The 12343-nt window shown below is 48.9% G+C and carries 11 protein-coding genes, 1 pseudogene and 1 riboswitch; all 12 genes and pseudogenes read left to right on the top strand.

Features of this window, described 5'->3' with window-relative positions; all coding sequences use genetic code 11:
* Positions 1-185: 185 nt before the first annotated feature.
* The 12 genes and pseudogenes from AC58U0_RS01710 (at position 186) to thiE (ending at position 12340) form a co-directional block, all read left to right on the top strand.
* Complete coding sequence (locus AC58U0_RS01710) at positions 186-1055, top strand: ABC transporter permease (RefSeq protein WP_497377674.1); 870 nt, start codon at positions 186-188, stop codon at positions 1053-1055.
* A gap of 16 nt (positions 1056-1071) precedes the next feature.
* Positions 1072-1962, top strand: a complete 891-nt coding sequence (locus AC58U0_RS01705; protein ID WP_307438450.1) for a carbohydrate ABC transporter permease — start codon at positions 1072-1074, stop codon at positions 1960-1962.
* A 58-nt stretch (positions 1963-2020) separates the two neighbouring features.
* Positions 2021-3559, top strand: a complete 1539-nt coding sequence (locus AC58U0_RS01700) for an ABC transporter substrate-binding protein (protein WP_497377298.1) — start codon at positions 2021-2023, stop codon at positions 3557-3559.
* 21 nt (positions 3560-3580) lie between these two features.
* Complete coding sequence (locus AC58U0_RS01695) at positions 3581-5086, top strand: MDR family MFS transporter (RefSeq protein WP_497377296.1); 1506 nt, start codon at positions 3581-3583, stop codon at positions 5084-5086.
* Positions 5083-5940: a sugar phosphate isomerase/epimerase family protein gene (locus tag AC58U0_RS01690; RefSeq protein WP_497377295.1), complete on the top strand. Its 858-nt coding sequence runs from the start codon at positions 5083-5085 to the stop codon at positions 5938-5940. The genes AC58U0_RS01695 and AC58U0_RS01690 overlap by 4 nt, the downstream gene beginning before the upstream one ends.
* A gap of 41 nt (positions 5941-5981) precedes the next feature.
* Positions 5982-7082, top strand: coding sequence for a Gfo/Idh/MocA family protein (locus tag AC58U0_RS01685; protein WP_497377293.1), 1101 nt, complete (start codon positions 5982-5984; stop codon positions 7080-7082).
* A 108-nt stretch (positions 7083-7190) separates the two neighbouring features.
* A riboswitch (TPP riboswitch) is annotated at positions 7191-7289 on the top strand.
* 307 nt (positions 7290-7596) lie between these two features.
* Positions 7597-8217, top strand: a complete 621-nt coding sequence (locus AC58U0_RS01680) for a thiamine phosphate synthase (RefSeq protein ID WP_497377292.1) — start codon at positions 7597-7599, stop codon at positions 8215-8217.
* Positions 8218-9624, top strand: coding sequence for a glycine oxidase ThiO (thiO, locus tag AC58U0_RS01675; RefSeq protein ID WP_497377291.1), 1407 nt, complete (start codon positions 8218-8220; stop codon positions 9622-9624).
* Positions 9608-9811: a sulfur carrier protein ThiS gene (gene thiS / locus AC58U0_RS01670; protein ID WP_497377290.1), complete on the top strand. Its 204-nt coding sequence runs from the start codon at positions 9608-9610 to the stop codon at positions 9809-9811. Before thiO ends, thiS begins: the two co-directional genes overlap by 17 nt.
* 5 nt (positions 9812-9816) lie before the next feature.
* Positions 9817-10584 carry a thiazole synthase gene (locus tag AC58U0_RS01665; RefSeq protein WP_497377289.1) on the top strand — a complete coding sequence of 256 codons (768 nt, stop codon included), beginning with the start codon at positions 9817-9819 and terminating at the stop codon, positions 10582-10584.
* A 161-nt stretch (positions 10585-10745) separates the two neighbouring features.
* A pseudogene (gene thiD, locus AC58U0_RS01660) lies at positions 10746-11534 on the top strand (bifunctional hydroxymethylpyrimidine kinase/phosphomethylpyrimidine kinase); the annotation flags it as partial.
* A gap of 161 nt (positions 11535-11695) precedes the next feature.
* Positions 11696-12340 (top strand): thiamine phosphate synthase, encoded by a 645-nt coding sequence (gene thiE / locus AC58U0_RS01655; protein ID WP_497377288.1) that lies wholly within the window; start codon positions 11696-11698, stop codon positions 12338-12340.
* Positions 12341-12343 lie beyond the last annotated feature (3 nt).

Here is a 12343-nt window from a genome sequence, read left to right as displayed (position 1 = left end):
CAGGTAGAGTGCAAAGTGGCAGTTATATATGATGAGAGTATAACGGATGAGGGGGGAACGATGTGGGGACAACGACAACAACTAGGGCAAATTCAGCGACCACAACAGCTGCTGGGATAACGGCAACGACATCAATAACCAGAAAAAAACTGAGAAAGCTATGGAGGTATGCCCCACTGTTTGTGATGGTCATACCCGAAATCATTTATCTAATCATCAACAACTATTTGCCGATGTTTGGCTTGGTTATCGCATTCAAAGACGTTAACTTTACGAAAGGAATTTGGGCCAGTGATTGGGTCGGATTAAAAAATTTCGAGTACCTGTTCAAAACCTCCGACGCCATGCTGATTACCCGAAATACGATTCTATATAATTCGGCTTTTATTATCATTAATTTGATCATCGCCGTCGGCGTAGCGATTTTGCTGAATGAAGTGAAGAAGAAATTATTTGCCCGGTTTTACCAAAGCGTCATTCTCATCCCCTATTTGATTTCGATGGTTATTGTCGGTTATTTGGTGCTTGCCATGCTAAGTGGAGAAACCGGTTACATTAATAAACAAGTCCTGCCTATGCTTGGAATGGATCCAATCTCATGGTATAGCGAAGCCAAATATTGGCCGTATATTTTGACCTTTGTGAACATTTGGAAGCATGTTGGATACTTATGTGTCATCTATTTAGCGGCGATTATCGGAATTGATCCTGAATATTACGAGGCTGCTAGGATCGACGGAGCGAGTAAATGGCAGCAAATTACGAATATTACCATACCACTAATCACTCCGGTTATTGTGATTATGACCTTACTGCAAATCGGCCGCATTTTTTACTCCGAATTTGGTTTGTTCTATCAAGTTCCGCTTGATACGGGGGCACTCTTTCCGACAACGAACGTCATCGATACATATGTCTATCGGGCTTTGTTGAGATTAGGCGACATCGGAATGTCTTCGGCAGCGGGCCTATATCAATCCGTTGTGGGATTCATTCTCGTACTCATCTCGAATTACGTGGTGAGCAAGCGAAACAGCGATAACGCTTTGTTTTAATAAGGAGGGAATCCCATTGAAAGTAAAAAGCCAACTGTACCAAGCGATCATTCATGTTTTCTTTATTGGCATTGTTTGTCTCTGTCTTCTTCCGTTTTTTCTGCTCGTGATTACTTCTTTTACCGATGAAATGACCATTGTATCAGAAGGGTATTCCTTCCTACCGAGTAAATTCAGCTTGGCGGCGTACGAATTTTTGTGGAATGATTCCTCCAACATATTTCGGGCATACGGTATTACCATTCTGGTAACTTTAGTTGGTACGTTTGTGGGGCTGTCCATTACTGCCCTATGTGCCTATCCATTATCTAGAAAGGATATGCTGATTCGCAAGCCGCTCTCGTTTATCGTGTTTTTCACACTGCTGTTTAATGGAGGCTTGGTCCCCACCTACCTGGTATATACACAAGTGTTCGATATGAAAAACACACTGTTGGCCTTAATCATTCCCGGTTTGTTATCCAACGGATTTTACGTGCTGATTATGCGAACCTTTTTCATGACTTCAATCCCAACCCCGGTTATTGAATCAGCATCGATTGACGGGGCGGGGGAATTTAAAATCTTTTTCCAGATCGTGCTTCCGCTCTCTCTTCCCATCCTGGCTACAGTTGGATTGATGCAAACAATCGGCTATTGGAACGACTGGTTCAACGGATTAATCTATGTGACCGACAGCAAGCTGTTCAGCTTGCAAAACTTGTTAAACCGGATTTTGTTAAACGCGCAATTTTTGTCAAGCAACGCGAGCAGCAGCACAACGGAACTTGCTGCAAGCAGTAACATTCCTATGGAATCGGTCCGGATGGCTATGGCGGTTATTGGGACTATTCCACTATTGATCGCATACCCTTTTTTCCAAAAATATTTCGTCAAAGGTCTCGTCATTGGAGCAGTCAAAGGCTAGGCTATACTCGGCATCAGCCGGTTAGCATAAATGGAAGTTAAAACAGGGAGGCTACGAAATGAGAGGGAATAGAAAAAGCGTCCAAACAGCGTTAGCGGGAATGATAGCCGTTTCTCTTCTATTGACGGCATGCAGCAGCGGTAGCGGTGGCTCTACGGCTACATCCGCACCAAGTGCGGCAGGAGAAACAGTAAAGGCGAAGTCGGACTTAAAACCTTATGAACTAACAGTGGCCTACTATAAAATTGGCAACAACAAGGATCTGCAAGAGGTCCAGGATGCCGTTAACAAACTGACCAAAGAGAAAATTAATGCAACGGTTAAATTTGTGCCAATTGACCCCGCTGCGTATCAGCAACAAGTCAATTTGATGCTTGCTAGCAATGAAAATTTGGACTTGCTAGTCACTTTGACAGCACTCGGCTACGGTACGCAAGCGGCAAAAGGACAGCTTGTTCCTTTAGAGGATCTGCTTAAGAAATATGGACAGGATATTGCCAAGGTCGTCACACCGGAGATTCAAAAAGCGACGATGGCCAGCGGTAAACTATATGGCATACCTAGTGTACGCGACTGGGCAGCCGACTACGGCATCCTGATGCGCAAAGATATTGTTGATAAATACAAGATTGATCTGAGCAAGATCAAAACCTTTGATGATTTGGATGCCGTATTCAAGGTCGTCAAGGATAACGAGCCGAATATGGCGGCTATTGTTCCGGAAGGCGGGGGTACGTCCTATATCGCGTCCATTGCACCTGGCTTTATGGACCCATTGAATGATGATAACGGAGTGCTGCCGGACCATGATAATAACCTGAAGGTAGTCAATTGGTTTGAATCGAAGCAATATTCTGATCTTTTGAAAATGGTCAGAAGATGGTATTTGGACGGATATATCCCGAAAGATATCGCTACAAACAAAATCCGCCCTGAAGACCTTGTGAAGGCCGGCAAAGCTTTTTCCTTTACAGTGCATATGAAGCCTGGCTATGAAACGAAGGAAGCCATCTTGACGGGCACACCGATGGTTGCAGCTCGCATTATCCCACCTGTCACTTCTACGTCGTCGATTGCAAACGTCATGTTCAGTATCGCCAAAAACTCGAAGGATCCGGAGAGAGCCATGATGTTCCTCAACTTGCTTTACTCCGACAAAGAGTTGATCAACTTGATCGACTATGGCATTGAAGGAAAGCACTACGTCAAGAAGGGTGACTTGATCGCCTTCCCGAATGGAATAGATACGCAGAATGCCACCTATAGCCCGAACCATGGATGGGAGTGGGGCAATCAATTCCTTTCCTACATCTGGGAAACAGATCCTGTTAGCCTTTGGAAAGATCAGGCTGATTTCAACAAATCGTCCAAAAAATCAAAAGCGCTCGGCTTCAGCTTCACAGTCGATCCAGTTAAAACGGAAGTGGCCGCCGTTCAAAGCGTGAAGGACCAGTTTAAATTAGGCTTGGAAACCGGTACGCTGGATCCGGATAAAAACTTGCCTGAATTTATTAGCAAAATGAAGGCTTCCGGCATGGACAAAATTATAGCTGAGAAGCAAAAGCAGCTTGATGAATGGGCGAAAACCAATAAGTAGTTTTTTGCGAGGAGCAGCTGCATGTCCCCTACAGAGATACAGGAGAGAAACATACCGTTTGTACCGGTAATGATCGCGATTTTTTTCGGGTCGGTCCTGGCGACACTTGGAATGAGTTCGATAAGTGTAGCGTTCCCCGTGTTGATGGGTCAATTTCATACCGATTTGACGACTATGCAGTGGACGATGACGGGCTACTTACTGGCAACCGGAGTGGTAGCGCCAGTCACCGGCTATCTTGGGGAAAAGATCAGCACCAAGTACCTTTATATCACTGCGCTTATTGGCTATACGCTGATTTCAGGACTTAGCGCTTTCGCATGGAATATTGAATCGTTAATTGCGTTTCGAATTGCACAGGGTATATTTGGCGGGATGATCTTGCCAGCTACGATGACGATCCTTTATCAGGTGATTCCCCGAACCAAGCAGGCGTTTGCGCTCAGCATGTGGACCTTGTCAACGATGCTTTCGCCCGCGTTCGGACCTCTACTCGCGGGATGGCTGATTGGAAAGTTCGATTGGAAATGGCTGTTCCTCATGGACATTCCGTTCGGCATAGCGGCAGTTGCAGTCGCTTGGCGGCTTGTTCCCTATTACAAACTGAATACACCGAAAACGTTTGATTTGCCCGGTTTGATCACCGTAATTCTGAGCAGCGGCTCCCTCCTGATCGCCTTCAGCGAAGCACATGCATGGGGATGGAGCTCGTGGAGAACGCTATCGCTGCTCGCTTTCGGCTTCCTGATGCTCGGGTGCTTCATTCGGAGAGAATTGACGGTCCCCGAGCCACTCTTGAATTTGAAGGTATTTGTCAATGTGAAATATACCGTTAGCCTAGCCGTGCTGGCCATTATTACACTCAACTTGTATTCAGGCGCCTATTTGATACCGGTGTTCCTGCAGAACGTTCAGGGGGCCTCCGCGCTGGAGGTCGGTTTGATCTTACTTCCGGCTACACTTGCGATGGCAGGTGTGATGCCGCTCGTCGGCAAGTTGTATATGAGAATAGCCCCGCAATGGCTGATCGTTTCCGGAATTCTATTGATTGCGGTTGGAACGTTAGCTATAGGCCATCTGGATGTGAACGTATCGCAATGGTACATCACTCTGTGGCTAACCATACGCTACATTGGGCTTTCACTAACGATCATGCCGCTTACCAATGTCGGTATGGAGGCCATCCCGCGCGAACTGTCCGGTCACGCTTCATCGGTGAATAACTGGATCCGCCAAGTCTTCGGTTCCTTCTCCATCGCGTTGTTTACTTCACTTATGGCATCGAGGTTGTCCGTACACAACCAAGCGCTTGGTCTAGATGGGGCTGCGGAAGCCCAACGAAAGTTGCTGAAGGCGGAAGCCTTCACGATGAGCTCCAATGACGTGTATATTGTGGCGACGTTGATCGTATTAGTTGGCCTTCCTCTCGTATGGACGCTGTTTAGAAGCAAGCCTTGGCAAGAAAGGCTCACGAACCATAAGCTTAGGCACATCCAAAATTTAACACAAAAGGAGCAGTTAAAATGAGCATTTCAATTGGCGTGAATTTATTTTCAGTCTTTCAAGCACTAAACAACGACTACTTTGGTACCCTTGAAAAGGTAGCTGCTGCAGGCTATACCAATGTGGAGTTAATCACCACCAATTTTATGACAGGCGTCCGATACAGTGATTCATTCCCTTTGCAAACCATCAAAAATAAGCTGGATGAACTAGGGCTTAAGCCCATAGCTGCCCATGAACGACTGGATCAAGATGCCCAGAATTGGGATCAGTTAATTAAAGAAAATGTTGAAATTGGTTGTAAAGCAATTGTATTGCCGTCTGCTTGGATCAAAAATCGTGAAGATACACTTAAAACCGCAGAACAATTGAATGCAATCGGAAAGAAATGCAAGGAAAACGGGTTGCAATTTTACTTTCATAATCACTTCCATGAATTCAAAAGATGGGGAGATACGACCTTATACGATATTTTAGTTGAAAATACGGACCCGTCCTATGTCAAATTTGAGTTGGATTTGGTCTGGGTTATGCGCGCAGGACTTGATCCGATGGCCATTCTTGAGAAACTAGGCAGCCGATGCGATATCGTCCATCAGAAAGATTTAAATAAAGATATCGTCATTCTAAACGTATTTGACGCGCTTCAGCCAGGTGATGAAGATTTGGATATGATGCAGCTATATCGCGGGAAGGGATACATACAAGCAGGTGACTTTGTGGATCTAGGAACAGGTTCAATCGATTTTAAATCCATCTACGACAAAATCAAAGAATTGGGCACTATCCAATATGCCTTTGTTGAAAATGAGGGTATAAGCGACGATAAATTTACAAGTATAGAGAATGATTTAAAAGTTTTGCAAAAGTATGTATAGAGCCGCTAAATGGCGAATTTGATCATAGGGAGTGTTCGATCATGTCATCTGCTAAATTAAAAATCGGAATTATAGGCTGCGGCGGTATTGCCAACCAAAAGCATATGCCTTCATTAGCGAAACTTACCCATCTAGGCGAAATGGTCGCTTTCTGTGATATCGTTGAAGAGCGGGCCGTGAAAGCTTCAAAGGAATTTGGGACGGAACAGGCGAAAGTTTATTTGGACTATAAGGAATTATTGCAAGATAAGTCTATCGACGTTATTCATGTGTTGACTCCCAATCTCCAACATTCCTTCATAACGGTAGCTGCGTTGGAGGCGGGCAAGCATGTCATGTGCGAAAAGCCGATGGCTATCAATTCTATTGAAGCTAAAAAGATGTTAGAGGCAAGCAAGAAGACAGGAAGAAAATTAACGATTGGTTACCAAAATAGGTTCCGAGACGATTCACAGGTATTGTACAAAGCATGCCGCCATGGTGAGTTCGGTGATATTTATATGGCCAAAGCCCATGCCCTTCGCAGACGCGGTGTTCCGACCTGGGGCGTTTTTACGGACAAAGAACAGCAAGGTGGCGGACCGTTGATCGATATTGGTACACACGCGCTGGATCTATCTCTCTGGTTCATGGACAACTACAAGCCAAAATCGGTGACAGGTTCGGTATTTCATAAATTAGGGGATAAGTTTGAAGGCAACCTGTTCGGTCCTTGGGATCCGGAAACCTATGAAGTAGAAGATTCTGCCTTCGGATTTATTAAAATGGAGAATGGTGCAACGATATTCCTTGAATGCGCATGGGCGCTGAATATAACAGATACCAGAGAAGCCATGACTACCCTGTGCGGAACAGAGGGTGGAGCGGAAATGAAAGGCAGTCCTGCTATGGGCAAAGGTGAGCTGGTGTTTAACAGCGCTAAGTTTGGAAAGCTAGTCGAAACAAAGGCAACAACAGGCGGAGGCATCGCTTATTTCGACGCAGGTGCCGAAGAGCCAGGTGTGAAAGAGGCCAGACAATGGCTGGAAAGCATTCTCAATGACACGGAGCCTCTTGTCAAACCTGAGCAAGCCTATGTTGTTACCCAGATTTTGGAGGCCATTTATGAGTCGGCAAAAACGGGGAAAACGATTGAATTTTGATGAATGCTGATAGATCTGTTGAATAGAAAAAGGAGTAAAAATTTTCAATAAAAATTTTTATTTCCAAGTGATGGATGACGTGCTATGATATTTAACAATTGCATACGAATGAATCCCTAGGGGCGCCGCAAGGCTGAGACAGAGCAATCTGAACCCTTTGAACCTGAACTGGGTCATACCAGCGGAGGAAAGTGGAACGATCATTGAGGCCATCTTTGTATGTTTATTAGGCGGCAACCTACAACCACTTTTCTTTGGAAAAGTGGTTTTTTTCGTACCTGAAATTAAGTTCTTTGGTGAAATTGTTTGTTTAACCCCATTCCATACCGTGTGTGGTACAGAAAGTAGCTGGGCCCTAAATTGCGATTCTATCTGGATTCCTGCACTTGTAGTGATGTTTTTCATCGCTAAAGTTGGTGTGAAGGGGAAATGTGTCTGCGTAACGATGAAAAACCTGCTTATAACCCGGAAGTTAAGCTGAATAAGTAGCGCAAGAAAGGAGTTGAGACTCTTCATGACTGGGTATGAACTTCATGTCATTTCCAATGGCAAGCTAGCGTGGACGGAGCTGGCGGCGATTGCAGCTGAGATTCACCCTTATGTTACGGCCATTCATATCCGTGAAAAGACGAAATCATTAGACGAGATCTTCCTAGGTGTACAGTTTCTGCTTGAAACAGGTGTTCCAGCGAAAAGCCTTTATATCAATGGTTTCCCGTCCATTGTCACGGCTGCAGCTTTAGGCGGATTACAGCTCCAAGGCAGCACCCCGCCGCTTTCAACCCTAAGAGAATTCTGTCAGGGAGTGCAGAGGATCGGCGTATCGATACATAGTGCGGAGGAAGCTAAGCAGCGAGAGCGGGAGGGGGCGGATTATGTGATGTTCGGTCATATTTTTCCTACGAATTCTAAGCTGGGCAGCCCACCTCGGGGGTTGGAGTCGCTCAGTGATGTAGCAGCCCAAGTAACAATTCCGATTATTGCGATCGGAGGTATGACTTATGAGCGGGTGAGGCCAGTTCTGGAAGCGGGAGCCTCCGGTATAGCTGTGATGAGTGGGATTTGGGAAGCGGAAGACCCGTTGGAAGCAGTGAAAGCTTACACCAGAGAGCTTGAGCGAAAGGAGGTGGGATAAATGAAACATATGAACGATGTGATCATCGTAGGCGGCGGAGTTATCGGCTCCTCGATTGCCTATAACTTGGCAAAGCGAGGCCAGTCCGTCCTGCTCCTCGAGCGCGGCAGACTTGGTAGGGAAGCCTCGGCGGCGGCGGCGGGCATGCTCGGAGCACAATCCGAGATGGAGGATACGGGACCGCTTTTCCAGTGGGCCCGGCAAAGCCGAGCGATGTTCCCCCAGCTGAGCGAGGAACTGAAAGCTCTCACGGGCATCGACATCGGTCTAGTCCGTGAAGGTCTGCTGAACGTGGCGCTCAGCGACGTTCAAGAGCAAGAGCTGCGCGCGAGGGAGAAGCTCCAACGCGCAGCGGGCGAGCAGGCGGAGTGGCTGAGCGCAGCTGCAGCCGCTAAGCTCGAGCCCGCCTTGAGCGGCGCGACGCGCGGAGCCTTATACCTGCCGGGCGATGGGCAGGTGGAGGCGCCGCTGCTAGCTGCGGCGTTCGCGCAGGCAGCCCGGGTACTGGGGGCGAAGGTGCAAGAATTCGCCCAGGTCCAAGGGCTGCTGACGGAGCGAGGCAGAGCCGTCGGTGTTATGACGAGCGAAGGTCCGCTCTACAGCGACCACGTCGTCGTGGCGGCAGGCACGTGGAGCGGACAGCTAATGGCAGGTATCGGCGTCGACCTGCCGGTGTATCCCGTCAAGGGCGAGTGCTTCTCTGTTCTTACGACGAAGCCGTTGCCCAGAAAGACCCTGTTCACGACAGGGTGTTACATCGTCCCGAAAGCCGGAGGACGATTGCTGGTCGGCGCGACCGTAGTACCGAACAGCTACGACCGCAAGGTGTCGTTGGCTGGGCTGGCTGAGCTGATGGATCGCGCGAGGCTGCTCATGCCCGCGCTAGGCGAAGCCGAGTGGGAGAAAGCTTGGTCGGGTCTGCGACCGCAGACGGCAGACGGGCTGCCGTACATCGGCGAAGTGCCGGTGTACGAGGGTTTATATGCCGCCTGCGGGCATTACCGCAATGGGATTTTGCTCAGTCCGATCACCGGTAAGGTGATCGCGGATTTCGTTTTGGGCGGGGGAGAGGAGAACTTTCAGCCGGAGCTTGAGCTAGGGTTTGAGATTGGATTTGAGAAAGGATCAGGATCAGAGATAAGGTCAGAGACAAGATCAGGGACAAGATCAGGGACAGGATCGGAGATAAGATCAGGGACAGGTACGGAGATAGGATCAGTGACAGGACCAGGGACAGGATCCGAGGCAGAATCAGAGACAGGAGCACAGACCTTTTCGGCTTTGCGATCGTTGCTCGATGCTTTTAGTCCTGATCTTTCTGGGCAAACGAAGCGGATGGGGCGGGGTGAAGGGAAACTATTGTCAGCCGCAGGAAAGGAGCTGCACAGCATTGAAGCTGCACATTAATGGGCAAAGCGTAGACATTGCAGATTCGATCCGAACCATTGAGGAGCTGCTCGCGCATTTTGATTTGAGTGAGAAAATGCTCGTCGTGGAACATAATGAAAACATTTTACAAAAAGAAGATCACGCGAAAGTTGAGCTTTCCGAAGGGCATAAAATCGAAATCGTTCATTTTGTTGGAGGAGGATAATTCTTATGTTAAAAATCGGTCCTTACGAGTTTCGTTCACGTCTATTGCTAGGCACGGGAAAGTTCCCCGATTTCAATATTCAAAAGCAGGCGGTTGAGGTTAGTGAATCTCAGATTTTGACGTTTGCGGTGCGACGTATGAATATTTTTGAAGCGAGTCAGCCTAATTTCTTGTCGATGCTGGATGTATCGAATTTCACTTTACTGCCGAATACAGCAGGCGCCAAAACAGCTGAAGAAGCTGTACGTATCGCAAGACTAGCGAAGGCTTCCGGACTATGCGACATGATCAAAGTCGAGGTTATTGGAGACGAGATGACGCTGCTGCCTGACCCGGTTGAAACGTTGAAAGCCTCGGAAATGCTGCTGGAGGAGGGCTTCATTGTGCTGCCGTACACATCAGATGATGTTCTTTTAGCCAAACGCTTGCAAGCCCTCGGAGTTCATGCCATTATGCCTGGCGCATCACCAATCGGAACAGGTCAAGGCATTATTAATCCGTTGAACCTGAGCTTCATTATTGAGCAAGCAACCGTACCTGTAATCGTCGATGCGGGCATTGGCGCTCCTTCGGACGCGGCGCTAGCTATGGAGATGGGAGCCGATGGTGTGCTGCTCAACACCGCTGTGTCGGGTGCCAAGGATCCAGTTAAAATGGCTTATGCCATGAAATTGGCGATTGAAGCCGGACGTACCGGCTTCGAAGCAGGGCGTATTCCGAAGAAGCGGTATGCATCGGCTAGCAGTCCGATGGAGGGCTTTAGTCGCGTTTAGTCGTATTCCGCGTTTATGGTGCTAGGAAAGCAATGAGCATATGCATATAGGCTTGGAAACGAGCTTACGTGCGTCATTGACTAAGATAGGCTCAGAAACCGAGCCTAAAGAAGCCGCTACTGTTGTGAAGCTGAGTTATTGTGTCTGAAAGGGGGAGTAGGATGTCTGTTTACAAAGCATTGACGATCGCGGGTTCGGATAGCGGAGGAGGTGCGGGGATTCAAGCAGATCTGAAGACGTTCCAAGAGTTGGGCGTTTATGGGATGTCGGTCATTACCGCGGTGACTGCGCAGAATACGCTGGGTGTTCAAGGAGTTTACCCAATGAGCGCTGAAGCGATCGAGCAGCAGTTGGCCTCTATTGGGGAGGATTTACCTCCCAATGCGCTCAAAACAGGGATGTTATTCAGTGGTGAAATTATACGAATCGTAGCGGCAGCGATACAAACCTATAAGTGGGATCGTATCGTGGTTGACCCCGTGATGATAGCTAAAGGCGGCGCCTCCTTACTTCAGCAAGAGGCTATTGATGCGATGATTCACTCGTTATTGCCGCTTGCCGATGTAGTTACACCGAACATACCTGAAGCTGAGGCGCTTAGCGGCTTGCAAATAACGGACAACGAGTCGCGTCAGCAGGCTGCGAAGCGGATTCATCTACACGGCTGCAAGAACGTGATGATTAAAGGCGGTCATGAAATGAATACAGAGCATGCAACTGATTTGTTGTATGACGGCAAGGCATTCACGGAGTTTTCGTCCAGGCGCTTGGTTACCAAGCATACACACGGCACAGGTTGCACGTTTGCTGCCGCGGTCACTTCGGGACTTGCGCAGGGCTTAACGACGAAAGAAGCCATCCAACTGGCAAAAAGATTCATCCAAGCTGCAATTGCGGAGCCATTACACATAGGCAGCGGTCATGGCCCCACGAACCATTGGGCATATCAACGTGGAGTTAGAGCGAGCAATGCACGCTCGGTGGCGAATGAGCTTGATAGCTCGTTAGCTAGCGGGCAGCTAAAGAGTGATAGGGCTGTGGATGCTGAAGCTAATGAGGCTAACTTAAATGACATTTTCGTCAACGAGGATGTTTTCACTCGAGGTGCACGATGAATAGCGAGCAGCTGCGCAAAGCGATGCGTCTGTATCTGGTCATGGGCAGTCCGAACTGTGGCGGGGCTGACCCGGCTGCTGTGCTAGAGGCCGCGATTGCCGGCGGCATCACGATGTTTCAGTTCCGCGAGAAGGGCGCCGGAGCCCTGCAGGGGGCGGCGAAGCTCGAGCTAGGCGCGCGGCTGCGCCGGCTGTGCGCGCAGCACGCGATCCCCTTCATCGTCAACGATGATGAAGGGCTCGCTCTAGAGCTTGCGGCCGATGGCATTCACATCGGCCAAGAAGACGCCCCAGCCGCCGCCGTGCGGCAGCGGCTGAAGAACATGATCGTGGGCGTCTCGGCTCACGATCTCGCAGAAGCCCAGGCGGCGCTCGCCGAAGGCGCCGACTATCTGGGCGTTGGCCCCCAATACGCCACGCGCACCAAGCTGGATGCGCGTGAGGTCCAGGGGCCTGCCGTCATCCGGCGGATTCGCGCAGGCGGCATCCGGCTGCCGCTCGTTGGCATCGGAGGCATCGATGCTGCGAATGCATCCCGCGTCATCCGCGCAGGGGCGGATGGCGTAGCTGTAGTCAGCGCGATTGCAAGCGCGCACTCCCCCCGTGAAGCAGCAGCTGAGCTGCTTAGAAACATCAAATAGAGG

The organism is Paenibacillus sp. J31P190 (assembly GCF_059692075.1).
Note: the sequence above shows the minus strand (reverse complement) of the source record. Positions and strands in the feature narration are given on the sequence as shown.

Excerpts from the sequence above, each read along its gene's own strand:
- AC58U0_RS01700 (WP_497377298.1), top strand. The coding sequence starts at position 2,021 with ATGAGAGGGAATAGAAAAAGCGTCCAAACAGCGTTAGCGGGAATGATA.
- thiE (WP_497377288.1), top strand. The coding sequence starts at position 11,696 with ATGAATAGCGAGCAGCTGCGCAAAGCGATGCGTCTGTATCTGGTCATG.
- AC58U0_RS01710 (WP_497377674.1), top strand. The coding sequence starts at position 186 with ATGGTCATACCCGAAATCATTTATCTAATCATCAACAACTATTTGCCG.
- AC58U0_RS01685 (WP_497377293.1), top strand. The coding sequence starts at position 5,982 with ATGTCATCTGCTAAATTAAAAATCGGAATTATAGGCTGCGGCGGTATT.
- AC58U0_RS01680 (WP_497377292.1), top strand. The coding sequence starts at position 7,597 with ATGACTGGGTATGAACTTCATGTCATTTCCAATGGCAAGCTAGCGTGG.
- AC58U0_RS01690 (WP_497377295.1), top strand. The coding sequence starts at position 5,083 with ATGAGCATTTCAATTGGCGTGAATTTATTTTCAGTCTTTCAAGCACTA.
- AC58U0_RS01665 (WP_497377289.1), top strand. The coding sequence starts at position 9,817 with ATGTTAAAAATCGGTCCTTACGAGTTTCGTTCACGTCTATTGCTAGGC.
- thiO (WP_497377291.1), top strand. The coding sequence starts at position 8,218 with ATGAAACATATGAACGATGTGATCATCGTAGGCGGCGGAGTTATCGGC.
- AC58U0_RS01695 (WP_497377296.1), top strand. The coding sequence starts at position 3,581 with ATGTCCCCTACAGAGATACAGGAGAGAAACATACCGTTTGTACCGGTA.